Source organism: Streptomyces sp. Root1304 (genome assembly GCF_001426405.1).
Taxonomy (GTDB): Bacteria; Actinomycetota; Actinomycetes; order Streptomycetales; family Streptomycetaceae; genus Streptomyces.
The window spans coordinates 120,380-144,493 of record NZ_LMEP01000027.1 but is presented as its reverse complement, the minus strand read 5'-3'; the positions used below and the strand labels follow the sequence as shown (position 1 = coordinate 144,493).

The following is a 24,114-nucleotide window of genomic DNA, read 5'->3' as shown; positions in this document are numbered from 1 at the left end:
TGCGCCGCGACTCCATGTGATCCAAATCACTCCCTCGTGAGGGGTGGGGATCGCCCTACCCCGTGCCCCCGGGGCGCCCCCCGTCGGGGACGGGTGGTGACGCCATGGCTCCCGGCGATCACCGATCCGTACGTTCTTCCCAGGAGCCAAGCCGCCGATCCACCCCTGACGAATCCGGAGCCCGCCATGTCCCAGGCCACCGTTCTACCCCCGGCCGCCGTCCCCGCCGCGCCGGTCGCGGAACCCGCCCGCGTCCGGGGCGGCAGCGAGTTCACCCCGCTCCTGCGGGCGGTCAGGGAACAGGGCCTCCTGGAGCACCGCCCCTGGTGGTACGCCCGTGGCATCGCCGTCAACCTCCTCGGCATCGCCGCCGTGGTCGCCGGACTCGCCCTCATCGGCCCCTCCTGGTGGGCGCTGCTCCTCGCCGTACCCCTCGCGCTGCTCTCCGCGCGGGTCGCCTTCGTCGGCCACGACGCCGGCCACGCCCAGATCACGGCCAACCGGAAGGCGAGCCGGATCGTCCAGCTCGTGCACGCCAACCTCCTCCTCGGCATGAGCCGGGAATGGTGGAACGACAAGCACAACCGCCACCACGCCCACCCGAACCACCTCGACAAGGATCCGGACGTCGCCGCCGACATCCTCGTCTTCGCCGAGCACCAGACGGCCGGACGCTCGGGACTGCGCGGCTTCCTCACCCGCCACCAGGCCTGGCTCTTCTTCCCGCTGACGACCCTGGAGGGCTTCGCGCTCAAGGTGTACGGGGTCCAGGCCCTGCTCGCGAAGGACGGCCCCTGCCGCACCCGGCGCGAGCGGCTCGTCGAAGGCGGACTGCTCCTCGCCCACTTCGCGGGCTACGCGGCCCTGCTGCTCACCCTCCTCACCCCGGCTCAGGCCCTCGTCTTCGCCCTCCTCCACCAGATGCTGTTCGGCGTGCACCTCGGCATGGCCTTCGCCCCCAACCACAAGGGCATGGAACGGCCGGACGAGCACGCCGACGGCGACAGCTGGGGGCATCTGCGGCGCCAGGTGCTCACCTCGCGCAACATCCGCGGCGGCGCCCTGACCGACTGGTTCCTCGGCGGTCTCAACTACCAGGTCGAGCACCACCTCTTCCCCAGCATGCCGCGCCCGCACCTGCGCCTCGCCCAGCCGGCCGTCCGGGCGCACTGTGCCGCCCTGGGCGTCCCGTACACGGAGACCGGATTCGTGGACTCGTACCGCCAGGCCCTGGGTCACCTGCACGAGGTGGGCGCGCCGCTGCGTTCGGAGTGGGCCGAGTAGGGTCGAAGCCGGTCACCAGCGGTGTGATCATCGGTTCGGGGCCGGTCGTGCCGGTGGACGGGCCGACCGAAGCGGAGATAGGGGAACTCCTCGCCATGAGCGACGCCAGGGTCACCACGGTCAGCAGCAACGGCGCGTACTCGTTCACCAAGCCCAACAGGGAGGGCATCACCCTCCTCGCCGGGCTCGGAGTGGAGGGCGACGTCCACGCCGGCGTGACGGTCAAGCACCGGTCCAGGGTCGCGAAGGACCCGACGGTGCCGAATCTGCGTCAGGTCCACCTCATCCACGGCGAACTGTTCGACGAGGTCGCCGGCGCCGGCTTCGAGGTGGCCCCCGGTGACCTCGGCGAGAACATCACGACCCGGGGGATCGACCTCCTCGCCCTGCCGACCGGCACGCGCCTCCACCTCGGTGCCGAGGCGGTCGTCGAGGTCACCGGACTGCGCAATCCGTGTGCACAGATCGACAACTTCCGGCACGGACTGCTCAAGCAGGTCCTCGGACGGGACGAGAACGGGCAGATCGTGCGCAAGGCGGGGATCATGAGCATCGTCCTGACCGGCGGGGAGGTGCGGCCCGGCGACCCCGTCCGGGTCGAACTGCCGGAGGAGCCGCACCACCCGCTGCAGATGGTCTGACGGAGCCGAAGGGAAGCGGGCCGCCCTGACCTGGACCGGCCCGACCGGGGCCGGTCCGGGCCGCAGGCTCGCGGCCGCCGCCCTCAGCCCTCCAGTGCGCAGGAATTGACCACGTCACCGTGCGTGGGCCGGCCGATCGTCCGGTCCGCGGGCGGTTCCGTGCCGTCCTCGACCCAGCGCGTCAGCGCCTCGAACGCGGAGCGGTAGCACGGCAGGATCGGGCGCAGCCGGTCCGGATGGGTGTCGTACAGGCCGTCGGTGTGCGTGCCGCCCCGCACCGTGTAGTACCGGTGCGGGGCGCGGCCCCGTCCGTCCACCATCCGCGCGTACACGTCGGAGTCGGTGGCGATCGGCAGCAGGGTGTCCAGATCGCCGTGGAGCGTGATGAGGGGCTTGCCGATCCGCCCCGTGAGCGCGACCTTCGCGACCGCGCGGTGGACGGACGCGGGCCGGGAGGCGTAGTCGTACGCGGCGTCCGACGCACAGGGGGCGAAGATCTGCTCCACGGTCCCGCCGGCCGTCGCACCCGGGCACGCCGGGTCGTACGAGGTGTCGAACTCGGCCCGGAAGATCTTCTGCGTCAGCCCCCAGTACGCCTTCTCGTGGTACGGCCACAGGAACCGCGACCCCGGCGCGAAGCCCGCCCCGATCAGGTCCTCGTCGGAGGCCTGCCCGAGGGACCTGGCCACCGTCACCGGGAGGCTCGTCAGGAGGCTCGGGCCGCGCGTCGTCCACAGCACGCCCTCCCAGTCGACACCGCCGTCGTACAGCTCGGGGCGGTTCTCCAGCTGCCAGCGCGTCAGGTAGCCGCCGTTGGAGATCCCCGTCATGTACGTGCGCTCGGGCGCGCGGCCGTACCGCTGACGTGCGGCCTTCTTGGCGGCTCGGGTCAGCTCGGTCACCCGCCGGTTCCACTCGGCGACCGCGTCGCCGGGCCCCCGGCCGTCGGTGAAGAAGTCCGGGCCGGTGTTGCCCTTGTCGGTGGCTGCGTAGGCGTAGCCCCGGGAGAGCACCTGGTCGGAGATCAGCGCGTCCGTGGAGTACTGACGGCGGGTGCCCGGCGCGCCGGTGACGACGAGCCCGCCGTTCCAGTGGTCGGGCAGCCGGATGACGAACTGCGCGTCGTGGGCCCAGCCGTGGGTGGCGTTGAGCCGGGAGTCGTCCGGAAAGTAGCCGTCGATCTGTACGCCGGGCACCCCCGAGGGGTTACGGGTCCCCAGGGCGGCCAGTCCGGCCTGGTCCGCCGTGTCGGTGTACGGGGTGCCCGCGAGCCCGGCGGTCGTCAGGTCGTCGAGGCAGACGGACTGCTGGTGCTCGGCGCCTGGGACCCGGAGCCGGTCCTGCCCGGCGCAGTGCGCGGCGGGCCGCTCCCGCGCCCCGGCGGGGCTCGCGGGGGCCAGGACGGTGACCCCGGTCAGGAGCGCGGCGAGCAGGGAGACGCCTGGGAACAGGCGCATGGTGGGCCTCCGGTGGGACGGTGGGAAGGATGCGGCACCACAGGAGGCGGCGCCGCATCACGCGGCGCCACATCGTGCGGCGCGCCCCTGCCACCGGGCCATGTCCTGGGACCACACCTCCGAGTGCCGACTCATGGGGTCCCATGAGCGCCGCCCGGCCGGCCGCGCCGGGGACGCGGCTCGTTCAGGACGGGCGTACGGCCATCTCGTCGAGCGCCACGAGAAGCGCGGGAAGCCGGGCGCCTCGCGCGACCGGCAGCACCTCGCGGGGCAACTCGTCGAGCAGCACGAAGGCCATGTCGCCGGTCCGGGCCACCAGGGACCAGCCGGGCCCGTCCGCGCGCAGCGTCCGTTCGCCCTCGCCGGCAGCGGCGTCGGACCGCACCCGGCCGACGGGAGGCGGATCCTTGAGGTAGCCGTGGAGCTCGTCGAGGGCCCTGCGGACACCGTCGTACGGGTCCGGAACGGCGTCGCCCGCAGCAGGCGCCTCTGCCGAAGCACCTGCCTCCGCCGCACCCGCCGCTTCCGTCGGGCCGGCAGGCTCGCCCGCGGGCTCCGCGAACGTCCCGTCGTCGTTCACCTGGGACCGCCACTCCGACCACTGGAGCGCCACCTCGTCGGCGCCCAGCCGCCGCTGGGCGGGCCCCCACTCCGCACCGGAGGGCGGGGACAGCGGGGCGGGCACGCCCTCCTCCGGTTCCGGGTCGTGCGGGGCGGGCACGTCCGGCGCCCGGGTGGCCACGGGCAGCGGCCAGCCGGGCAGCCCCGCGACCACGGAGCGCTCGTCGGGGGACAGGTCGTAGGCCATGCCGCAGTCCCAGGAGGAGATCGCCACGGCGACCAGCGACACGTCGTCGACGACGATCGTCCACCGCGCCCCGAGCCCGTCCTGGCCGAACACGAGCCCGTATCCCTCCTCGTACGGTGCCAGGCCCAGCGCCGCGCAGGCCGCCGGGTAGTCGTCACCGAGGACGCTCGGGAAGCGCGCGGGCGTCAGCAGCGCCGCCGTCAGCACGAACAACGCGTCGTCATCGCCGTCGGCCTCGGCGATCGGGTCCGTCCCAGCCACAGAGGCCTCCCCATCTGGTCGTCGGGCGCACCTTAACCAGTCAGTAGGGAGACCTGTCCATAGCCCGGCGCCGTGAGCTGCGTCGCCGGGACCGTCGCCCGAGGGCTCACGGTCTACGCGTCACCCGCCGGCCGCCGCACCGGCTCCTCCCTGAGACCGAGCAGCGAGCGGGCCACGGTGCGGGGGGACTCGTTCCGTTCCCGGGCGAGCGTGAGCAGGGCCCGGCAGGCCAGCTCGTTGACGCCGAACGACAGCATCCCGGGGGAGACCCGGCTCGCCGCCTCCTCGGCCCGCGCCGCGTCGTCCTCGGCGCACGCGGCCACGTACTCCGCCGCGGCCTCGAAGAGGTTGTGTCCCTGCCGGGGCCGTACCGGCGCCTCCGTGAGGGCCTCCGGCGCCCGGCGGGCGGAGGGGAGAAGTCTGCGCAGTCGTTCCGGTACTCGTGCCACGCCCCACCGCCTCTCCCGGGCAGGGCTGCCCGGCACATCCACCGTAGACAGTGAAGTGCCGTGGCAGAAGGGGGCGTTGGTGGTGAACGCCGTGGAGACGCGCGCCGCGTCCGGCGGCCTACTCGGGGACCGGAGGGGGGTCCGTGCGGACGAGCGGAAGGTTCTTCTCCACGGCCTCGCGCCAGGAGCCGTCGTCGATCATCCGCTTCAGCGCGGTGGTGAGCCGGGCGCGGAGCGGGCTCCCCTTGGGGAGACCGATGCCGTAGCGCTCCTCGGTGACGGGGAAACCGGCGAGCCTGAACCGGCCCTTGAACTCCTCCTGTGCCGCGTAGCCGGCCAGCAGCGCGTCGTCGGTGGTGACGGCGTCGACACCGCCCGAGGCCAGCTCGCTGATGCACCGCCGGTAGCTGTCGTACGTCACCACCTCGGCCCGGGGCGCCAGGTTCGTCCGGATCAGGAGCACGGGAGTGGAGCCGGTGGCCGCGCACACCTTCTTGCCGTTGAGGTCCGTCCGGGTCTTCACGGAGGCGTCGTCCGCCCGCAGCAGTACGTCCTGGTGGGCGACGAGGTAGGGGCCGACGAAATCGACCTTCTGCTTCCGCACCTCGTTGATCGTGTACGTGGCCACGACGAGATCCACGTCGCCGCCGGCGAGGGCGGCCTCCCGGGTGGAGCTCCGGACCTCCTTCCAGGTGATGGCGGCCGGGTCGTGGCCGAGGGCGCGGGCGAGGTAGGTGGCGACGTCCACGTCGAGGCCCGCGTACGTGCCGTCCGGCTTCTTCCACCCCAGGCCCGGCTGGTCGGACTTGACGCCGACGGTGAGGGGACCGGCCCCTCCGGACGGCGTCGTCGACGCGCCGGTGGACGAGGCGGGGGAGGAGGGCTCCTGGCTGCCGGACTTGCCCGCCGTCCGGTCGCGGCCGTCGCCGTCCGGGTCGCCGCCCGGGAGGAGGTTCCAGACGAGGACGCCGCTCAGGGCGACGACGAGGGCGCCGGCCCCCGCGAACACCGCGCCACGACGCTTCGGGGACGCGGACGGGCGGGCGGCACCGGTCGGCGGTGGCGGGCCGAACGGACCGGCGGGCGGTGGCCCCTCCTCACCCGAAGTCTCGACCTGAGGTCCAGGGTGAAGGTGAACATGAGGTGGAGACACCGGCGGCGTCGGGATCCCGACGGGACCGCTCGCCGCGACCTCCGCCAGCATCCGGTCGAAGGACTCCCCGTCGGGCCGCGCCGCCGGGTCGCGTACAAGCACCCGGGTCAGCACCGGCGTGAGCGCCCCGGCGCGGCGGGGCGCGGGTACGTCCTCGCCGAGGACGGCCGCGAGCGTGGCGAGGGTGTTGGCGCGCCGCATCGGGTGATGGCCCTCCACCGCGACGTACAGGGTCATGGCCAGCGACCAGAGGTCGGCGGCCGGTCCGCCCTCCTCGCCGCCGACGCGCTCGGGCGCCATGAACTCGGGCGTGCCGATGATCGAACCGGCGGCCGTGAGCGCGGTCGCCCCGTGGAGCGCCGCGATGCCGAAGTCGGTGAGGACGGGCAGGCCGTCGGGCGTGAGCAGGATGTTCGCCGGTTTGATGTCCCGGTGCTGGATGCCCACCGCGTGGGCGGCCCGCAGCCCGTCGAGGATGCCGCGCCCCAGCACGGCCGCCTCGACGACGCCGAGCGGGTCCCGGTCGAGCCGCTCCTGGAGCGACCCGCCGGTGACGAGCTCCATGACGAGCCAGGGGTACGTGCCCTCCCCGCCGTCCACGATGTGGTGGATGGTCACCACCCGGGGGTGCGCCACGCGGGCGAGCGCCCGCGCCTCGCGCAGGACCCGGATACGGAGTTCCCTGGCGCCCTCGGGGTCGTACTCGGCGAGCGCGGGATCGGGCGGGCGTACCTCCTTGAGCGCCACCTCACGGTGCAGCACCAGGTCCCGCGCCCTCCACACGGTCCCCATACCGCCCCCGCCGAGCCGTGCCACCAGCTCGAACCGGCCGTCGATCACCCGTGCCACCCGCAGCCCCCTCACCCCGATGCGGACCCCGGCGGCGACGTGGTGGGTCCCGCACTGTCGGGCCCTGGCCCCGCCCCGCCCGACTCTGCCACATCCGCCACACCCGGCAGGGGGATCCGGCCGGAACGAGGGGTTCGGCGGCGCTCAGTCCTCCCGTTCGGCCATCGCCAGATAGCGGGCGTCCTCGTCGACGTAGCTGACGAGCCGCCAGCCGGCCTCGGCCAGCACCGGACCGAGCCGGGGCTCGGCGCGCAGGTCGTCCGGGGTGATCCGGCGGCCGTGACGGGCGGCGAGCGCGGCCCTGCCGATCGGGTGGAAGAGCGCGAGCCGACCGCCGGGCCGTACGACACGGGCGAGTTCCCGCAGGTCGCTGACGGGGTCCGCCAGATGCGAGACCAGTCCCGCTCCGAAGACCGCGTCGAGCGCGCCGTCGCGCACCGGCAGCCGGCCGACGTCGGCGAGCAGCAGCGTGGCGGTACCGGCCGCCCCTCCGCGTCCGGCGAGCGCGGCCTGTTCGAGCATCTCGGGGGTGAGGTCGGCGCCCAGTACGAGTCCGGTGGGGCCGACGGCGGCGCGGAGCGGCGGCAGGGCGCGCCCGGTCCCGCAGCCGGCATCCAGTACGGCGTCGCCGGGGCGCAGCCCGAGCTCGTTCACGGCGGCGGCGTACGCGGGGCCGTCGTCGGGGAACCGGGTGTCCCACCCGGCGGCCCGGGAGCCGAAGAACTCTCGTACGTGTGTGGGGTCATCGCTCATGCGCACATGATTCCGCACTCGGAGGGGTGAACGTTCTGTGTGCACGTTCGAGCGCGGCCCGATCGTTCGGGACCATCTCTCTGTCATATTCCAACAGCTTTCGAAATGCGCCCCTTGTGCGCCCCTCGATGCGCACTAGCGTCCCTGAGCCATGGGACACCTGGACCACGCCACCTTCGGCTGGCTGACACCTGCACTGTCGTACGCGATGGCCTGCGTCGGCGCCGCCCTCGGGCTGCGCTGCACCGTAAGGGCCCTCGACGCGACCGGCCGCTCGCGGCGGAACTGGCTCCTCACCGCGGCCTCCGCGATCGGCACCGGCATCTGGACGATGCACTTCGTGGCGATGCTCGGCTTCGGTGTGACGGGGACCGACATCCGCTACGACGTGCCGCTCACCATCCTCAGCCTCGTCATCGCGATGGCCGTCGTCGGCGTCGGCGTGTTCGCCGTCGGCTACGGCCGCGACCGCGTCCGCTCGCTCCTGATCGGCGGACTGACCACCGGAATCGGCGTGGCGAGCATGCACTACATGGGCATGGCCGCGCTCAGGCTCCACGGCGAGGTGCGGTTCGACCCCCTACTCGTCGGCCTCTCCGTCGTCATCGCCGTCGTCGCCGCCACCGCGGCGCTCTGGGCGGCCCTCAACATCCACTCGCCCGCCGCCGTGGCCGTCGCCTCGCTCGTCATGGGCGCGGCCGTCAGCAGCATGCACTACACGGGCATGTTCGCCGTCCGCGTGGACGTCGCCCCCTCCGGTGCGGCCCTGCCCGGCGCCACGGTCATGCAGTTCATCTTCCCGCTCGCCGTCGGCCTCGGCTCGTACCTCTTCATCACCTCCGCCTTCGTCGCCCTCTCCCCGACGGCCAGGGAACGGGCCGCGTACGCCTCCGCCGGCCGCCTCACCGAGCCCGACGAGCGCGCCGTGGACGTCGCACCCCCGGGGTTCCGCACCGCGCAGCCCGTCCGCACGCCGACGAACTGACCGAGACGGGGGGGGCCGAGGGTGGCACGGGCCACCGGGGCCGGAGACCTCCCGGCTCCCCGATCCCGGCTCCCTGACCCCTGACCCGTGACCCCTCATTCCTGACTCCCGATCCTCATCCGCAGGCATCGTCGGCCCTCGCCACAGCCACCTCGGTCGCTTCACCGATGCACCCCAGCCCCACCCGCAGACCCACCGCACCAGAACAGTCGCAGCCGGAACGAGGAGGCCATGCGAACTCCCCGCAGGACCAAGGACGCCGAGGTGACGGCGCCGCCGTCGGCGACCGTGCGCGGACGCCGCGCGCACGCCGGGCCGCCCGCCGACGAACCGGGGGAACACGCCCCCGAGGCACCGGCCGGAGCGGCCGGGTACCCCTCCCCGGAGGGGCGGGGCGGCGGACCGCGTGACGAGCGCCGTGACGGGCTCGACGCCGGATTCCGCGACGAGATCCGCGACGAGATCCGTGACGAGTTCCACGACGAGGAGCGCGGTGGCCCGAAGGGCGCCGACCCCGCCGGTTCACGCGTCGACACCGCGCGCCGCCCCCGCACCGTCCGGCTCGGCCTGCGCCCCCGTACCGTCCGCGCCAAGATCGTCTCGCTCCTGATGGTCCCGGTGGTCTCGCTCCTCGCGCTCTGGGGATTCGCCACCGTCAGCACCGCCCAGGACATCGCCCGGCTCCGCCAACTCCAGCGGGTCGACGCCGAGATCCGTGAGCCCGTGACGGCGGCGATCGGCGCGCTCCAGGCCGAGCGGCGCGCCGCGGTGCGGCAGGTCGCGGCCCCCGGCGCCGCCCGCGCCGCCGAGCTCAAGGACCGGATCCGCCGCACGGACGAGGCCGTCGACCGCCTCCGCCTGGACGGCACGCACACCGTCGGGGACTCCGGGGACCTGCCCGGTGACGTGGGCAACAGGGTGTCCACGTTCGTCGGCGGGGTCGAGCGCCTCGCCCGGCTCCGTACCGCCGCGGCCGACGGGCGGGCCGACTGGGACCAGGTGTACGCGGAGTACACCACCGCCGTCTCCGCCGGCTTCGCCGTCGGCGGAGCCCTCACCGGCATCCAGGACGCCCAGCAGGGCTCCGACGCGCGCGTGCTCCTGGAATTCGGCCGTGCGGGCGAGATGCTCTCCCGCGAGGACGCCCTGCTCACCTCCGCCCATCTCGCGGGGAGGTTCACGGAGGAGCACCTCCGGGCCTTCTCCGGCACCGTCGAGACCCGCCGCACGCTCACCGCCTCCGCCACCGCCGACCTCCCCGCCGCGTCACGCGCGGCCTGGACGCGGCTCGCGACCGGCGGCGACCACCCCCGGCTCACCAAGGCCGAGGACCGCGTCCGCGCCGCGAGCCCCGGTCGGCCCGCCGCCCAGGCCGTCACCTCCGTGGACTGGGACGACACGCTCGCCGCCGTACGCGACGGACTGAGCACGATCGAGCGCGACGCGCGCGCCTCGGAGGCCGACCGCGTCGATCCGTTCGCCGGCGGCGTCCTCAGCGCGGGCGGCGCGGCGGTCGTTCTCGGTCTCGCCGCCGTCGCCGCTTCGCTCGTCATCTCCGTACGGATCGGCCGCGGGCTCGTCGTCGAGCTGGTCGGCCTCCGCAACACCGCGCTCGGCATCGCACGCGGCAAACTCCCCGCCGCCATGCGCCGCCTGCGCGCCGGCGAGGAGATCGACGTCCACGCGGAGGCTCCCCGGGGACCGGTCTCCCAGGACGAGATCGGCCAGGTCGGGGAGGCACTGACCACCGTCCACCGGGCGGCGCTCTCCGCCGCCGTCGAACGCGCCGAACTCGCCAGCGGGATCTCCGGTGTCTTCGTCAACCTCGCACGCCGCAGCCAGGTCCTCGTCCACCGCCAGCTGAACCTCCTGGACAGCATGGAGCGGCGCGCCGACGACCCCAACGAACTCGGCGACCTCTTCCGGCTCGACCACCTCACCACCCGGATGCGCCGCCACGCCGAGAGCCTCATCATCCTGTCGGGCGCCGCCCCCGGCCGTGCCTGGCGGATGCCCGTTCCGCTGACCAACGTCGTCCGTGCCGCCGTCTCCGAGATCGAGGACTACGCGCGCGTGGAGGTGCGGCGGCTCCCCGAGACGGCCGTGGTCGGCGGCGCGGTCGCCGACCTCACCCACCTCCTGGCCGAGCTCATCGAGAACGCCGCCCAGTTCTCCCCGCCCCACACCAAGGTGCGCGTCAGCGGTGAACCCGTCGGCAACGGCTACGCCCTGGAGATCGAGGACCGGGGACTCGGCATGGGCAAGGAGACCCTCGCCGAGGCCAACGCCCGCATCGCCCAGTCCGAGGCCCTCGACCTCTTCGACAGCGACCGGCTCGGCCTGTTCGTGGTCAGCCGCCTCTCCTCCCGCCACGACATCAAGGTCCAGCTGAGGACCTCCCCGTACGGCGGCACGACGGCCGTCGTCCTGCTCCCGACCGACCTGCTCCAGGGCGCTCTGCCGCCGGGCCGCAGCGCATCGGCGCCCGGCCCCGAAGGACCGCACGCGGGCGACACCCGCGCCCCCGCCTCGGGCACGGGCATGAGCCACGCCCGGGGCGCCGATCGCGGAACGGCCGCCCGTACGACGGAGGACCGCGCGGGCGAACCCCGCCTGCTGGACGACCGACTGCTGGCAGACCGGCCGGCGGAGAGCCGGCTGCCGGACGGCCGCCCGTCCGCCGGTCACCGCGCCGACTCCGACCGCACCCTCTCCGGCCCTCCCGGGTCTCCCCGGTCTCCCGGCCTCCCCTTCCCCCGGCTGTCCGACGACCCCCGCCTCTCCGACGACCCTCGGCTCTCCGGCGACCCCAGGACGGACGCCTCGCGGGCCGCGCGTGAGCGCGAGGAGGCGCACCGCGCCGAGGCCCGCCGCTTCGGCCGCCCTCAGGTGCCTCGTCCGGCGGGACAGGCCGGCGGCCCACCGGCGCGGGTCGGCCCGGCCATTGCCGGAGGACCTCCCGGAGGCCCCGTGCCGGCCCCGCGCGGGACCGCCCCTCAACCGCCGGTCGGAGTACGGCCCCAGGGCACGTCCACCCCGCAGCCCCCGGCCGTGCCGAGGACCCCGACCGCTTCCCGCCCGCAGCCTCTGCCGCGCCCGACGCCGGTGCGCGCGCTCGATCCGCCGGAGTCCGGCCCTCCGCCCGCAGGGGTCACCGAACTGCGCAGGCGCGGTTCCTCCGTACCTCCGTCGACACGCGAAGCGGCGCCCGCGCCGCAGCCCGGGCCCACGGGCCAGGGCGACCCCGAGGTCGAGCTGCCCCGCCGCGTACGACAGGCGAGCCTCGTGCCCCAGCTGCGCGAGGCGCCCTCCCCGGCACCGGTGTTCGTACCGTCTGCGCCCGACACGGACCCGCGTACCCCGGAGCAGGTCAGGGACCGGATGACCGCCTACCGCGAGGGCTGGCGCCGGGGCGGCGGCCCGGCTCCCGGCAGCAGGCGTCCCCTCGGCCCCGGCACGACACCCCTCGACCACCACGGCTCTGAAGGAGACCAGGCATGATCGACCACGAGAGGATCTCCCACCACCGGTCCGGCGAGCTCGACTGGCTGCTCGACGACCTCGTCATGCGGGTCCGCGAGGTCCGCCACACCGTGGTGCTCTCCAACGACGGCCTCGCCGTCGGGGCCTCCAGCGGACTCAGCCGCGAGGACGCGGAGCACCTGGCCGCCATCGCCTCCGGCTTCCACAGCCTCGCGAAGGGCGCGGGACGGCAGTTCCACACCGGCGGCGTCCGGCAGACGATGGTCGAGATGGACGACGGCTTCCTCTTCGTCGCCGCCGCGGGCGACGGCTCCTGCCTGGCCGTCCTCAGCTCCGTCAGTGCCGACATCGGCCTCATCGCCTACGAGATGGCCCGCCTCGTCAAACGCGTCGGCGAGCACCTCCACACCCCGCCGCGGCTCACGGTGACCCCGCCGGCCGCCGGCTGACCCGGAGAGAACCATGAACGAGGACAGCGCCGGCGCCGGCCCGACCACACCGGGCAGTCAGTGGTACGACGCCGAGGCCGGACCGCTCGTACGCCCGTACGCGATGACCGGCGGACGCACCAAGCCGGGACCCAGCAACGTACGGTTCGACCTCATCGCGCTCGTCGTCGTGGACGACGACCCGCCCGGACCGGCCGAGGAGTCGCTCCTCGGCCCCGAGCACCGCTCCCTGCTGGCCCTGTGCCGGGCGGAGACGCAGTCCGTGGCCGAACTCTCCGCCGACGCCGACCTGCCCGTCGGCGTCGTCCGGGTCCTCCTCGGCGACCTCCTCGAATCGGGCTTCGTGCGCGTCAGCCGGCCCGTACCGCCCGCACAGCTCCCTGACGAAAGAATCCTGAGGGAAGTAATCGATGGCCTACGAGCGCTCTGAGAGCAGCGGCGCGGACGAGAGCGCGGACACCACCGCCCTCGCCCTGAAGATCCTGGTCGCCGGAGGATTCGGCGTGGGCAAGACGACCCTGGTCGGCGCCGTGAGCGAGATCCGGCCCCTGCGCACCGAGGAACAGCTCAGCCGCGCGGGGGAGTCCGTCGACGACACCGGGGGAGTCGACCAGAAGACGACCACGACCGTCGCCATGGACTTCGGGCGGATCACCATCCGCTCGGGGCTCTCCCTCTACCTCTTCGGCACGCCGGGACAGGACCGGTTCTGGTTCCTGTGGGACGAGCTGTCACAGGGCGCCCTCGGCGCCGTCGTCCTCGCGGACACCCGACGCCTGGAGGACTGCTTCCCGGCGGTCGACTACTTCGAGCACCGGAAGATCCCCTTCGTGGTCGCCGTCAACTGCTTCACGGGCGCGCGTACGTACGGCGCGGCGGACGTCTCCCGCGCCCTCGACCTGGACCGGGGCACCCCCGTGGTGCTGTGCGACGCACGCGACCGGGACTCCGGAAAGGAAGTCCTCATCCGCCTGGTCGAGTACGCGGGCCGCATGCACACGGCCCGACTCCTGGACACGGTGGGCTGAGGGACACGGCGGGACGGGGACATGGTGGGACGGGGGACACGGTGGGCGGGTGGGTACGGGGGGGCGGGCTAGTCGGCGACGCCGCTCTCCGCGGTCACCTTCTCGATGTGGAAGCGGACGAGGAGTTCACCCGGGACCGCGTTGCGTTCCCCGAACTCGTCCGCCCGGTCCTCACCCATGTAGCGGGCCCCGATGCGGCCCGCCCAGTGGCGCAACGCGACGGGGTCCTCGTCGAGTTCGACGCGGCCGCGCAGCGAGACGAACGCGAAGGGCGGGGTGTCGTCGTCGACGCACAGCGAAGCCCGTCCGTCGCGCGCGAGGTTGCGGCCCTTCACCGTGTCCTTGCCCGTGTTGAACACGATGTCGTCCCCGTCGAGCAGGAACCAGATCGGCACGACATGCGGACTTCCGTCGTCACGGACGGTCGCGAGCTTGCCGGTACGGGTTCCCTCGGACACGAAGGCCCGCCACTGTTCGTCGCTCATCCTCGTCATGTCCCCATCCTGCGGCACGCGCGGGCGTGGTGCAGTGCTTGCCCCGTTCACGACAGTGCGTAAGGCTTGCGGCGATACGGCGGACCACGGCGGCCCGGGGACCACGGGAGTCCGGGCCGAAGGGGACGCACCGGCTAGGGGGAGGACCACTGATGGCACTGGACAAGGGACTCGACTGGCTGCTCGACGACCTGACCCAACGCGTCGGGTACATACGACACGCACTCGTGCTGTCGAACGACGGCCTGGTGACGGGCGCGAGCAGCGGACTCGTGCGGGAGGACGCCGAGCACCTGGCCGCCGTCTCCTCGGGTCTGCACAGCCTCGCCCGGGGCTCCGGCCGGCACTTCCGGGCGGGCAGGGCGCGGCAGACGATGGTGGAGTTCGACGAGGCGCTGCTCTTCGTCACGGCGGCGGGCGAGGGCAGCTGCCTGTGCGTCCTGAGCGCCGCCGAGGCGGACGTCGGCCAGGTGGCGTACGAGATGACGCTGCTGGTGAACCGGGTGGGCGAACACCTCGGCGTGGCGGCACGGCAGCCCGGGGGCCCGGCGGGCGGGCTGCTCTGACGCCCTCGGCGCGGCTCTCCTGAACCGGGGCGGTTCATCCTGGACGCGCCCCGGGGCAGCTCTCCCTCGAAGCCGGTGACGGCCGACGGTTGTCCAGAGCCGGTTATCCACAGGGGGTGTCGCTGTCGTCACTCTGCGTTACCTTCGTGGTGATGGATCCGAGGGATTCACACCACGGAGAGAACGCGGATGTACGGGGGAGGCCACAGGATGGCGGTCGACGAGGGTACGAACACGGTGTCGCCGGGGCGGGCCGCGCTGGAGCTGGAACTGAGGCGTGACGAGCTCCAGCTCGCGGTCCAGCTCGGACTGGTCAGGACGGCGCCGGTCGGGAAGGGCGCGAGGCCAGGGGTCGAGCGGCGCGAGCTCGAGCGGCTCAGGGCCGCGCCCGACTTCCCCGCCGGTCTCCGCGACCGGGTGCGGGCGGTCGGCACCGGAGAGGCCGCCGCGCTCCTCGACATCACTCCGGAGCGCTTCACCAAGCTGGCCCGGACCGGACACCTGAGTCCGGCGCGGTTCACCCTGAACCGCTACCGGGCGGTGGTGTGGAGCTACCTGGCGGAAGAGGTCGCCGCGTTCGGACTCGGCTCCCCGGCGCTGCTCACCGGCCGTCTCCCCCTGGAACTCCGCGAACTCCTCGCCGCGCACGTGGACCGGCGGCCGAGGAACTGGCGGGCCCGCAGGCTCGCCGTGCAACTCCGCGCCACCGACGACCCGTGGGCGCGGGCGGCGGCCATCGCCTCGCTCCTCGACCCGGTCCAGGTGGCCGAGGTCGTCGACGATCCGTACGAACGCAACCACCTCGACCGGCTGCGCCCACCACCGCCACCGGGGCTGCCCGTGCGCGCGGCGGCGTGGGAGGTCGCCGACCGGCTCACGCGGGCCGACGACCCGGACGAGATCCTCTGGCACCGGCTGAGTCTGACTCTGGCCCTCGACGAGGCACGCGCGGGGCGGCCGGCTCCGTACCCCGGCGAGGTGGTGCCCTCGGGTGCGGCGGGGGCTCCGCGGGGACGGAGCGCGGAAATCTCGTGGGTCTCGGCGGCCCGGTGGGCACGGGCGGGGGCCGGGGGGCGGGCTGGAGCGCCGGGGGTGCCGACGCGGTTGGCGTTCGCTTCACCCGCTTCGTCGGCCTCGTCGGCCTCGTCGGCCTCGTCGGCCTCGTCGGCCTCATCGGGTCTGTCGGCCCCGCCGTCGTCGTTGTTGCCGTCGCCGTCTTCCTCCCTGCCCTGGGTCGAGGCTCCGCCCGTGGCGGCGGAGGCGGTGCCGGACGGGCGGCCGTTGGTGGTCGAGGGGCCACCCGGTCGGGCGGTGGCACGGGTGAGGCTGCTCGACCGGCTCCGCCGCAGGAGGGCGGAAGGAGCCGCCCGACGCGCCGAAGGGAGGAGGCGCCGCCCGGTCTCCTGGCCCTGACGGGCCCGCGGGAGGGCGATGGCAGGGGTGACGGGGCCGGCCGGCATGCGGCGGAGATGGTCGGCGTGGAGTCGAGGTCGTCGGCGTGTAGGGGAGGTGTCCGGCACGCGGCGGAGGCGGTCGGCGTGCGTGAGGGGTGGTCGGCGTGCGGCGGAGGCAGTCGGCGTGCGAGGGCGGCGGGGTGTGGGGACGATGGGGCCATGCTGCTCGCCCGTGTCGCGGAGGTGTCCGGGGAGGTCGCCGCGACCTCTGCGCGCTCACACAAGATCGCGTTGCTCGCCGAGCTGTTCGCGGAGGCCGCGGCCGAGGAGAGCCCGCTGGTCATCGCCTATCTCTCGGGGCGCCTCCCGCAGGGACGGATCGGGGTCGGGTGGAGCGTCCTCAAGGAGGTCGCGCCCCCGGTCGTCCCGCCCGTCGAGCAGCCGGGGCTCACGCTCCGGCAGGTCGACGGGGCGATGACGGAACTCGCGGGCGTCTCGGGGACGGGCGCTCGGGCGCGGCGGTCCCGGCTGGTGCACTCCTTGTTCGCCGTCGCCACCCGCGACGAGCAGGACCTCCTGCTACGGCTGCTGACCGGCGAGGTGCGACAGGGCGCCCTCGACGCCGTCGCCCTGGAGGGCGTCGCGCGGGCGGCGGCCGTGCCCGCGGCCGAACTCCGGCGCGCCGTGATGGTCGAGGGGGCGCTGCCACCGGTGGCCCAGGCGGTCCTGGCCGAGGGGGCCACCGCGCTCGACCGGTTCACCCTGCGGGTCGGCAACCCGGTGCAGCCCATGCTGGCGCACACCGCGGCCTCCGTCGCCGAGGCGGTCGCCGCGCTCGGTCCCTGCGCCGTCGAGGAGAAGCTCGACGGCATCAGGATCCAGGTCCACCGGAGCGGCGACCGGGTCCGTGTGTACACCCGTTCCCTCGACGACATCACCGAACGGCTCCCCGAGGTGGTCGCGACCGCTCGCGCGGTGGCTGCCGACGCGTTCATCCTGGACGGCGAGGTGATCGCGCTCGACCCGGACACGGCGCGCCCGGTCTCCTTCCAGTCCATCGCGGGCAGGGTCGGTTCCCGCTCCGACGTCACCGGCGCCAGCGCCGCGCTGCCCCTCACACCCGTCTTCTTCGATGTCCTCGCGGTCGACGGCGATGGCCTGATCGACCGGCCGGGGCGGGAACGGCACGCGGTCCTCGCCGGGCTGCTCCCCGCCTCCCAGCGGGTCCGTCGCCTCGTCGTCACCGATCCCGCCGACCCGGCGCAGGCCGAGGCCGCCGAGCGGTTCTTCACCGACACCCTGGACCGGGGGCACGAAGGAGTCCTGGTGAAGGCCCTGGACGCGCCGTACGTCGCCGGCCGCAGGGGGCGCACCTGGCTGAAGGTGAAGCCCGTCCACACCGTCGATCTGGTGGTCCTCGCCGTCGAACGGGGCCACGGGCGCAGGGCGGGGCTCCTCTCCAACCTCCACCTCGGAGCCCGCACCGCCGACGGCGGGTTCGTCATGCTCGGGAAGACCTTCAAGGGCCTCACCGACGAGATGCTGCGGTGGCAGACCGAGCGGCTCGGTGAACTCGCCGTGGAGGACGACGGCTTCACCGTACGGGTCCGGCCCGAGCTCGTCGTGGAGATCGCGTGCGACGGTCTCCAGACCTCGACGCGCTACCCGGCCGGCGTCACCCTCCGCTTCGCCCGCGTCGTACGGCACCGCCCCGACAAACCGGCCGCCGAGGCCGACACCGTCGAGGAGGTCACCGGGAGTCACTGACGTGGAGGGCCGTGCCTCGCGGGACGGCTCGCCGAGAGGGATGCTGGACACGTGGCACGACGAGCGGCCGGTCCGGCGGGCGCGGGGGCGCCCCGCGCGACCGGTGGGCCGCGAGGAGATGAGCGACGTGTACGAATTGCACATCGACACCGACGTCACCGTGCAGCTCAGCGAATGCTGCCGCGAGGACGCCCAGGCCGTCTTCGACGTCCTCGACGGTGTCTACCAGCTGGAGGACATGACGAACCCGAGCCCGCAGATGGCCACGGGGCCGACCACCACCGTCTGGACGGCCACCTTCGACACGGCCGGCGGACGGCACCAGGAGGTGCGGCCCACGCATCTGTCCGCCTTGGTCGGCGCCACACTGACCGGTGGCTACCACGCCGTCGACGAGGTCGAGAAGGTGCTCGCCGCGGGCTTCGACATCCAGTCCCTGCAGTCCGTCTCCGGTGACCAGGAGACCGAGGCCCGACTGCTGCTCGCCTCCCGCTGAGCTGCCGGGCCGCCGGGCGACGGGGCGGCTGACCGGCTGAGCGGAAGGTTCGAACTCCCCGGACGGAGCGGACGGGCGCCGTCCGGGGTTCACGTGTGCCCACGTGCGGTCGAGGACCCCCCGCCGACACCCCCGGTATACACCGTATGTAGAGTTCTTGTTCGGTCGAGCGCGCTGCCCTGACCAGGCGGTATCTCGGCTGTACCGAAAACACCACGGGGAAGGCGGTTCCATGACGTTCCGATCCAGGCTGGGCCGACGCAGGGGACCGGCCGTCGCGCTGTTCGCCGCCGCCTCGCTGATGCTGACGCTCGGCGGCTGCGGGATGGAGACCGTCACGCCGAAGGACGCCCGGGGCGCGGGCGGAGCCGACGACAAGGCGGGCGCCCCGGCCCGCCGGGTGGACTGCGAGAAGGTCAAGTGCATCGCGCTGACCTTCGACGCGGGGCCGGGCAAGGACACCCCCCGGCTGCTCGACATCCTCAAGGAGAAGCAGGTCCCGGCGACCTTCTTCCTGCTCGGCAGCAAGCACGTCGACCGTTACCCGCAGGTCGTCAAGCGCATAGCCGACGAGGGGCACGAGGTCGCCAACCACACCTGGACCCACCGGATCCTGACCGACCTCGACGAGGCACAGGTTCGCGACGAGCTGTCCCGGACCCAGGACGCCGTCGAGAGGATCACCGGCCGCAAGCCCACGCTCATGCGCCCCCCGCAGGGCCGCACCGACGACACGGTCTCCGACGTCAGCCGGGAGCTCGGGCTCGCGCAGATCCTCTGGAGCATCACCGCCAAGGACTACTCCACCACCGACTCGGACCTCATACGGCAGCGCGTGCTGGAGCAGGCGCACGGTGACGGCATCATCCTGCTGCACGACATCTACGACGGCACGGTCCCGGCCGTCCCCTCGATCATCGACGAGCTGAAGCGCCGGGGCTTCACGTTCGTGACGGTGCCGGAACTCCTCGCCCCCGGCAAGGCCGAGCCGGGCTCCGTCTACCGGCCCGAGAAGGACTGACGAGACCTGCCGAAATCGGGTGAGGCGGCTCACACCGCCCACACGGGCAGGCTCGGAACATTCGGGAAACGTTCGTCGTTCCTACCTATGTGACTGCGAAGGGGCCCGGTCCCCAAGGTCCCCCCCCAGAGGTGACCGCCCTCCGCGTCACGGCGATCGGCCCCGGTTGGAATCCCCCGTCCAACCGGGGCTCAGTCGTATCCAGGGCCCTGGGCCCTGCCTCAGGCACTCCTCCCGTCCCCCTCGCGGCAGCCCGCGGGCCTGCTCCTTCGTGCGTACTCCCTCGCATGGGACCCCGGGGGGAGCGGCACGCATACGGCGCCCGAGGGGCGCGCGCTCCGGCGCGTTCGACCCGTTCGAGTGAGGTCCCGCATGGGCCCCACCCGCTCGGGCAGTGATCATCCCGAACCGCCGATCCGAACCTCGTGCGGCCGCTCCGACCAGGGACGATCCAAGGGGGACCCGATGCTCCGAACGACCTCACGCAGCCGCCACGCCCTGCTGACCGCAGCAGCCGCGCTCCTGCTGTCCGGCTGCGCCACCGTCTCCGCCGGAAGCCCCGCCGCCCCCGGGGTGCCCTCCGGCACGGCGGCCCAGGACGCCCTCCTCAAGGCCGCCGAGCACCGGCTCGTCGTCGACTGCCTCGACGACCGGGGCCTCGTGCTCACGGCCCGGCCCCGCGCCCCGGACGAGGAGCAGATCCTGCAAGCGGCGCTCTTCGGCGCCGGCCCGCGGGAACTCTCCCTCACCCTCGCGACGGGGGCCACCGTCACCGCCCACTCCGACGGTTGCGCCGCCGCCGCCCGCCAGCGGCTGTACGGCGACCAGCGCAGCTGGTTCCGGGCGCAGGTCATCGTCGACAACCTCCGGGCCGAGGCCCAGTACCGGATGCGCGACGACCCCGCCCACCGCACGGCACTCGCCCGCTGGACCCGGTGCGTCACCCCACCGGACCGACCACGCCCCGAGCGGCCCGACCCGGACGTCGCCGCCCGCTGCGGCCGCGAGAGCGGCCTCGACGCCGTCCGCGCCCGCCTCGAGGCCGCCGAGCTGATCGCGGTGCGCGCCCTGCACCGCGACGAACTCACCACCTACCGGCAGCTGCGCGACCGCGCGCTGCTGCGGGCAGTCGACCTGTCCGCACCCCCGCACCAGCAGAAAGGCACCAGCCACCCGTGAAGCGATTCCTCGCCACCGCCGCCGCGGCACTCCTCGCCACGACCGCCGGTCTAGCCCTCGCCGGCTCCGCAGGGGCGGCCGACTGCCCCAGCGGCGAGTTCTGCGTCTGGCAGGACTCCGATTTCGGCGGCCAGCGCGCCAACTGGAGCGGAGACGACGGCTGGTGGGAGAGCTGGATCTCCGACACCGATTCCTCCTGGGCCAACCACGGCATCTCCGGCCCCGGCATCAAGGACCACGTCAAGGTCTACGAGAGCGCCTGGCAGGGCGGCAGCATGACCATCTGTCTCGCCCCGGGACAAGAGGTCGGCTACAACGCCGCCGCCAACGACCGAGGGGATTCCCACACCTGGTCCATGGGCTGCTGACCGCCCCACGCCGCCACCCCGCCCACCCCTCCCCGCAACCGCCGACGCTGCGGGGCGCCGGGTAGGGTGGCGGACGTGGAGCGGGTTGTGGAGACGGGGCGGCAGTGAAGGACTTCGACGCGGTCGACGCACTCCTCGCGGGCGTCGCACCGGAGGCGGAACTGCCCGCCCCCGAGGAACGGGTACGGCTGCGGGAGACCGCGCGACTGACCAAGACACAGGTGGCCCGAGCGCTCGGCGTCAGCCCGACGACCCTCGCCGCCTGGGAAGCGGGCCGCGAGCCGGCCGGGGAGACCAGGACGCGGTACGCGTACCTGCTCGACGGTCTCCGAGCCAAGCTCGACGTACCCGTCGGACCCGTCGACGAACCGGCGCCCGCGGAGCCTCCTCGTACGCAGCCACAGGACCCGGCCCATGACCAGGCCCAGCCCTCGGCCCCCACCCCGTCCCCGGTTCCGTCGACTGCTCCGGCGTCGGCCGGCGCGGCGGCAGGAACGGGGACAGGGACGACGGGCGCGGCCGACGACGTCGACGAGCTCCCCGTACCCCAGCCGTGCGTCCTGTGCGGGCACCCGGCCCGGCACGAAGTCGAGGGATTCGCGCAGCACCTCGACCCGGCGGAGTGCGGTGGCCCCTCACCGGCCCTCGCCGCCCAGGAGGGCAGCGGCCCAGCTCCGGCCGCCGCCGACCGCGAGAGCACCGCCATCGCACCGGCTCCCGTCGAGCCCGAGCGGCCCGACCGTGGCCGCCCGCAGGGCAGCAGGCCCGGGAAGGATCGGCCCAAGGCCGAGCGGGTGGCGCCGGCGACGGCTCGGACGCGTGCCTTCCAGGAGCCCGCGCCGACCCCGTTGGGGACCGTCCAGGAGGCCGTTCAAGAGGCACTGGTACGGCACGGCGGTGACGCCGAGGCGGCGACCGCTGACCTCGTGCGGACCGCGATCCCCGACGCCATGGCGCTGCTCGACATGTGCCGCACCGGGGCGCGCTACGAGATCATCGGCCATCCGCCGCTGCCCGCGATCCTGCGGAAGAAGACCTCCCGAGGGGCCGACGAAGTCTGGGAGGCACGGCCCAAGTGGACGCGTCCCGCGCTGCCGGCCGGACCGCAGGAGATCACGGCCCTCGACATCAACGGCGCCTACCTCAGCGCCCTCAAGACGCACCTGCCGCTCGGCGCCCTCGAACACCACACGGGCGGCGCGCACGACCGGCGGCGGGCCGGGGTCCATCTCGTCACGCCCCCCGACTGGAAGCACGGCGAGCACCTCCCGAACCCGCTCGGGTCCCGTGACGAACCGGGCCCCCTCTGGATCACCGAGCCGACCCTCCGACTCCTCCTGCGGCTGTCCTCACCCGCGTACGGGCTCTGCGAACCGCCCGTCGTCCACGAGTCCTTCACCTCCGGTGCCACCGAGAACCTCCTGGAGAAGTTCCGCAACACCCTGCGTGACGCCCGTGCCGCAGCGCTCGTTTCCGAGGACGAGGTCACGCTGGAGTACGTGAAGGCGATGTACTCCAAGTTCGTCGCCACCATGGGGGAGTCGAACTTCAACCGGGAGTTGTACCGGCCCGACTGGATGCACATCATCCGTTCCCAGGCCTTCGCCAACCTCTGGACGAAGGCCTACAAGGCCTACGACGCCGGGCTGACCGTCGTCCGGGCCATGGGCACCGACGAACTGCACGTCATCGGCGACTGGCGGCGGGTCTTCCCCGAGGGCCGGGGCGTGTCCGAAGTGAAGGTCAAGGACGTCTACACGGCGCAGGAGGAGGGCTGAGTGCCCGAGTACACCCATGATTTCGGCCATTTCGGTGCCCGTGGCATCAAGGGCAGCGCGGCGGCCGCACGCCGGCTCGACCAGCTGGTCGAGGGCATCGCCTCGCCCGTGACCAGCCGACGCGGTCTCCTCGCCCGGCTGCACTACCTGAACCGCTCCCCGCACGCGCTGCGGCAGGCGAAGGAGGCCGGCCTCAGGGCGACCGACCGCACGCTCAAGGCCTGGCTCGCCGAGGAGCGCCGCCCCAACCGGGCCAACCTCGACCGGATCGACAGCGCCTACTGGTCGGTGCGCCGGCTCAACGTCGCGCGCTACCTCCTCGCCCGGCTGAACTCCCGTGGCGGCACGCGCGTCGAGCTGCACCCCCTCAATCAGTCCCAGGTGGCCCAGCCGCACCAGCGGGTGCTCGGCTTCCGGTCGCTGAACATCCGTCAGTGGGACCGGATCGTCGCCGCCTGGGCCGCCGGGGACGAACGCGCCCTCGACGACGCCTGGATCGACCAGATCGTCGACCTCGGCTCCGACTGGGGCAAGTACGAGTACGTGAGCAACCTGGGCTTCGCCGCCTGAGGCGAAGCCGCTCGGGTGCCGGACCGCCCTCCGTCAGGCGCGGCGAAGTGCGCCCGTCGGGTGGCGCAGGGCGGAGGTCAGCATCAGGCCGGCGCCTCGGACCACGCTGGTCGACGGGTCGTTCGCCAGGCGGAGGCGGGCCCGTAGGAGGTGGGCGAGGTGTCCGGTCACGTCGAGGCGCAGGGCACCGCCGCCCGTGACGAGGACTCCGCGCCGCAGCGCCCCGCGCACCGCGCCGTTGCGGTCGTGCCGCCACAGGTCGCTCACCATGTCCGCGGCCGTTCCGGCTACCGATTCCGGCACGTTGCCCGACGCCGGGAGGTCGTCGACCCCCATCTCGGCCAGGCGGGCGTCCTCGACGAGGCCGTCCACGACGAGGGTGACCTCGGTCAGCCGCGCGCCGAGGTCGACCACGAGCAGCGGGCCGCCGCCGGCCGGGGCGGCGTAGGCCGCCGCGGCGCGGGCGCTGTCCACCGCGATGACCCGGGCAGGGCCGAGGGCGTCCACCAGCCGCCGTGCCGCCGCCCGCTCCTCGGGGGCGGCCAGCACGGGATGGGTCAGCATCACGACGGTGTCGTGTCCGTCGCCGCCGGGGGCCGAGGCGGTGAGGCGACGGAGCAGCTGCAGCCGGGAGTCCGGCTCGGTGACGCGCCCGCGCCGGACCGGACCGCTCGGCACGTCCGCGAAGACACCCGCACCCGGCGCCCAGGCGCGGGTCCTGGAGCTGCCGATGTCGAGGGCGATCGCCCGCACCGGTCGCTTCGTGCCCCGGCCACCGCCTGCTGATCCGAACGATCCCATCGCTTACGTCGCTTCCGTCCATCCGTTGCGGACCCGCTGTTTGCGAGGCCGGATACGGCCCTCACTATGCAGTATCCGGG

General features: G+C 73.7%; 23 protein-coding genes. 16 read left to right on the top strand and 7 right to left on the bottom strand.

Annotated features, from left to right (window positions below):
* Window positions 1-186 precede the first annotated feature (186 nt).
* Both ASD33_RS31785 and ASD33_RS31780 read left to right on the top strand, forming a co-directional pair.
* Window positions 187-1,284 carry an acyl-CoA desaturase gene (locus ASD33_RS31785; RefSeq protein WP_056568561.1) on the top strand — a complete coding sequence of 366 codons (1,098 nt, stop codon included), beginning with the start codon at window positions 187-189 and terminating at the stop codon, window positions 1,282-1,284.
* A gap of 95 nt (window positions 1,285-1,379) precedes the next feature.
* Window positions 1,380-1,925: an MOSC domain-containing protein gene (locus tag ASD33_RS31780; protein WP_056568955.1), complete on the top strand. Its 546-nt coding sequence runs from the start codon at window positions 1,380-1,382 to the stop codon at window positions 1,923-1,925.
* 83 nt (window positions 1,926-2,008) lie between these two features.
* Here the strand turns inward: ASD33_RS31780 and ASD33_RS31775 are convergent, their stop codons facing one another.
* From ASD33_RS31775 to ASD33_RS31755, 5 genes are all read right to left on the bottom strand, one after another.
* Window positions 2,009-3,382, bottom strand: a complete 1,374-nt coding sequence (locus tag ASD33_RS31775) for a tannase/feruloyl esterase family alpha/beta hydrolase (RefSeq protein ID WP_056568559.1) — start codon at window positions 3,380-3,382, stop codon at window positions 2,009-2,011.
* Window positions 3,383-3,566: 184 nt separating this feature from the next.
* On the bottom strand, window positions 3,567-4,451 hold the full coding sequence (locus tag ASD33_RS31770) for a hypothetical protein (protein ID WP_056568556.1): 885 nt from the start codon (window positions 4,449-4,451) through the stop codon (window positions 3,567-3,569).
* A 113-nt stretch (window positions 4,452-4,564) separates the two neighbouring features.
* On the bottom strand, window positions 4,565-4,900 hold the full coding sequence (locus ASD33_RS31765; protein ID WP_056568554.1) for a hypothetical protein: 336 nt from the start codon (window positions 4,898-4,900) through the stop codon (window positions 4,565-4,567).
* A 118-nt stretch (window positions 4,901-5,018) separates the two neighbouring features.
* On the bottom strand, window positions 5,019-6,845 hold the full coding sequence (locus tag ASD33_RS31760; RefSeq protein WP_242427211.1) for a bifunctional serine/threonine-protein kinase/glutamate ABC transporter substrate-binding protein: 1,827 nt from the start codon (window positions 6,843-6,845) through the stop codon (window positions 5,019-5,021).
* A 201-nt stretch (window positions 6,846-7,046) separates the two neighbouring features.
* Window positions 7,047-7,655 carry a methyltransferase domain-containing protein gene (locus tag ASD33_RS31755; RefSeq protein ID WP_056568551.1) on the bottom strand — a complete coding sequence of 203 codons (609 nt, stop codon included), beginning with the start codon at window positions 7,653-7,655 and terminating at the stop codon, window positions 7,047-7,049.
* Between the two features lie 151 nt (window positions 7,656-7,806).
* On the opposite strand from ASD33_RS31755, the gene ASD33_RS31750 reads away from it, so the two are divergent.
* The 5 genes from ASD33_RS31750 to ASD33_RS31730 all read left to right on the top strand — a co-directional run bounded on the left by ASD33_RS31750 (window position 7,807) and on the right by ASD33_RS31730 (window position 13,600).
* Window positions 7,807-8,640 carry an MHYT domain-containing protein gene (locus tag ASD33_RS31750; RefSeq protein ID WP_056568548.1) on the top strand — a complete coding sequence of 278 codons (834 nt, stop codon included), beginning with the start codon at window positions 7,807-7,809 and terminating at the stop codon, window positions 8,638-8,640.
* Window positions 8,641-9,249: 609 nt separating this feature from the next.
* Entirely contained in the window at window positions 9,250-12,141 is a 2,892-nt protein-coding gene (locus ASD33_RS35300; RefSeq protein ID WP_063992010.1) for a nitrate- and nitrite sensing domain-containing protein, read from the top strand.
* On the top strand, window positions 12,138-12,572 hold the full coding sequence (locus ASD33_RS31740) for a roadblock/LC7 domain-containing protein (RefSeq protein ID WP_056568542.1): 435 nt from the start codon (window positions 12,138-12,140) through the stop codon (window positions 12,570-12,572). Before ASD33_RS35300 ends, ASD33_RS31740 begins: the two co-directional genes overlap by 4 nt.
* 13 nt (window positions 12,573-12,585) lie before the next feature.
* Window positions 12,586-13,002, top strand: coding sequence for a DUF742 domain-containing protein (locus tag ASD33_RS31735; protein WP_056568539.1), 417 nt, complete (start codon window positions 12,586-12,588; stop codon window positions 13,000-13,002).
* The gene (locus ASD33_RS31730) at window positions 12,983-13,600 is read left to right on the top strand and encodes an ATP/GTP-binding protein (RefSeq protein ID WP_056568534.1); all 618 of its coding nucleotides are present in this window, start codon (window positions 12,983-12,985) and stop codon (window positions 13,598-13,600) included. Before ASD33_RS31735 ends, ASD33_RS31730 begins: the two co-directional genes overlap by 20 nt.
* A 68-nt stretch (window positions 13,601-13,668) precedes the next feature.
* On the opposite strand, the gene ASD33_RS31725 is transcribed toward ASD33_RS31730, so the two are convergent.
* On the bottom strand, window positions 13,669-14,094 hold the full coding sequence (locus tag ASD33_RS31725) for a PPOX class F420-dependent oxidoreductase (RefSeq protein WP_056568531.1): 426 nt from the start codon (window positions 14,092-14,094) through the stop codon (window positions 13,669-13,671).
* Between the two features lie 152 nt (window positions 14,095-14,246).
* On the opposite strand from ASD33_RS31725, the gene ASD33_RS31720 reads away from it, so the two are divergent.
* The 9 genes from ASD33_RS31720 (at window position 14,247) to ASD33_RS31680 (ending at window position 23,233) form a co-directional block, all read left to right on the top strand.
* A complete protein-coding gene (locus tag ASD33_RS31720) occupies window positions 14,247-14,660 on the top strand; it encodes a roadblock/LC7 domain-containing protein (protein WP_056568528.1) in 414 nt (137 codons plus the stop codon).
* A gap of 210 nt (window positions 14,661-14,870) precedes the next feature.
* Window positions 14,871-16,073 carry a DUF6397 family protein gene (locus ASD33_RS31715; RefSeq protein ID WP_056568944.1) on the top strand — a complete coding sequence of 401 codons (1,203 nt, stop codon included), beginning with the start codon at window positions 14,871-14,873 and terminating at the stop codon, window positions 16,071-16,073.
* A gap of 200 nt (window positions 16,074-16,273) precedes the next feature.
* A complete protein-coding gene (locus ASD33_RS31710; RefSeq protein WP_056568524.1) occupies window positions 16,274-17,821 on the top strand; it encodes an ATP-dependent DNA ligase in 1,548 nt (515 codons plus the stop codon).
* Between the two features lie 118 nt (window positions 17,822-17,939).
* On the top strand, window positions 17,940-18,317 hold the full coding sequence (locus ASD33_RS31705; protein WP_056568941.1) for a hypothetical protein: 378 nt from the start codon (window positions 17,940-17,942) through the stop codon (window positions 18,315-18,317).
* Between the two features lie 232 nt (window positions 18,318-18,549).
* Window positions 18,550-19,338, top strand: coding sequence for a polysaccharide deacetylase family protein (locus ASD33_RS31700; RefSeq protein ID WP_056568521.1), 789 nt, complete (start codon window positions 18,550-18,552; stop codon window positions 19,336-19,338).
* A gap of 465 nt (window positions 19,339-19,803) precedes the next feature.
* Complete coding sequence (locus ASD33_RS31695; protein ID WP_157870105.1) at window positions 19,804-20,517, top strand: hypothetical protein; 714 nt, start codon at window positions 19,804-19,806, stop codon at window positions 20,515-20,517.
* The gene (locus tag ASD33_RS31690) at window positions 20,514-20,885 is read left to right on the top strand and encodes a peptidase inhibitor family I36 protein (protein ID WP_056568515.1); all 372 of its coding nucleotides are present in this window, start codon (window positions 20,514-20,516) and stop codon (window positions 20,883-20,885) included. The genes ASD33_RS31695 and ASD33_RS31690 overlap by 4 nt, the downstream gene beginning before the upstream one ends.
* Before the next feature lie 104 nt (window positions 20,886-20,989).
* Complete coding sequence (locus ASD33_RS31685; RefSeq protein WP_056568512.1) at window positions 20,990-22,663, top strand: helix-turn-helix domain-containing protein; 1,674 nt, start codon at window positions 20,990-20,992, stop codon at window positions 22,661-22,663.
* Window positions 22,664-23,233, top strand: coding sequence for a hypothetical protein (locus ASD33_RS31680; RefSeq protein ID WP_056568509.1), 570 nt, complete (start codon window positions 22,664-22,666; stop codon window positions 23,231-23,233). It begins immediately after the preceding gene.
* 33 nt (window positions 23,234-23,266) lie between these two features.
* Here ASD33_RS31680 and ASD33_RS31675 read toward each other — a convergent pair whose 3' ends face one another.
* Window positions 23,267-23,986: a rod shape-determining protein MreC gene (locus ASD33_RS31675; RefSeq protein ID WP_347232302.1), complete on the bottom strand. Its 720-nt coding sequence runs from the start codon at window positions 23,984-23,986 to the stop codon at window positions 23,267-23,269.
* Window positions 23,987-24,114 lie beyond the last annotated feature (128 nt).

Bases quoted from the DNA above. Each gene is read 5' to 3' on its own strand.
- ASD33_RS31780 (WP_056568955.1), top strand. From the start codon at position 1,380: ATGAGCGACGCCAGGGTCACCACGGTCAGCAGCAACGGCGCGTACTCG.
- ASD33_RS31710 (WP_056568524.1), top strand. From the start codon at position 16,274: ATGCTGCTCGCCCGTGTCGCGGAGGTGTCCGGGGAGGTCGCCGCGACC.
- ASD33_RS31720 (WP_056568528.1), top strand. From the start codon at position 14,247: ATGGCACTGGACAAGGGACTCGACTGGCTGCTCGACGACCTGACCCAA.
- ASD33_RS31700 (WP_056568521.1), top strand. From the start codon at position 18,550: ATGACGTTCCGATCCAGGCTGGGCCGACGCAGGGGACCGGCCGTCGCG.
- ASD33_RS31735 (WP_056568539.1), top strand. From the start codon at position 12,586: ATGAACGAGGACAGCGCCGGCGCCGGCCCGACCACACCGGGCAGTCAG.
- ASD33_RS31740 (WP_056568542.1), top strand. From the start codon at position 12,138: ATGATCGACCACGAGAGGATCTCCCACCACCGGTCCGGCGAGCTCGAC.
- ASD33_RS35300 (WP_063992010.1), top strand. From the start codon at position 9,250: ATGGTCCCGGTGGTCTCGCTCCTCGCGCTCTGGGGATTCGCCACCGTC.
- ASD33_RS31750 (WP_056568548.1), top strand. From the start codon at position 7,807: ATGGGACACCTGGACCACGCCACCTTCGGCTGGCTGACACCTGCACTG.
- ASD33_RS31695 (WP_157870105.1), top strand. From the start codon at position 19,804: ATGCTCCGAACGACCTCACGCAGCCGCCACGCCCTGCTGACCGCAGCA.
- ASD33_RS31715 (WP_056568944.1), top strand. From the start codon at position 14,871: ATGGCGGTCGACGAGGGTACGAACACGGTGTCGCCGGGGCGGGCCGCG.
- ASD33_RS31725 (WP_056568531.1), bottom strand. From the start codon at position 14,094: ATGACGAGGATGAGCGACGAACAGTGGCGGGCCTTCGTGTCCGAGGGA.
- ASD33_RS31705 (WP_056568941.1), top strand. From the start codon at position 17,940: ATGAGCGACGTGTACGAATTGCACATCGACACCGACGTCACCGTGCAG.
- ASD33_RS31785 (WP_056568561.1), top strand. From the start codon at position 187: ATGTCCCAGGCCACCGTTCTACCCCCGGCCGCCGTCCCCGCCGCGCCG.
- ASD33_RS31730 (WP_056568534.1), top strand. From the start codon at position 12,983: ATGGCCTACGAGCGCTCTGAGAGCAGCGGCGCGGACGAGAGCGCGGAC.
- ASD33_RS31760 (WP_242427211.1), bottom strand. From the start codon at position 6,845: ATGGGGACCGTGTGGAGGGCGCGGGACCTGGTGCTGCACCGTGAGGTG.
- ASD33_RS31775 (WP_056568559.1), bottom strand. From the start codon at position 3,382: ATGCGCCTGTTCCCAGGCGTCTCCCTGCTCGCCGCGCTCCTGACCGGG.
- ASD33_RS31755 (WP_056568551.1), bottom strand. From the start codon at position 7,655: ATGAGCGATGACCCCACACACGTACGAGAGTTCTTCGGCTCCCGGGCC.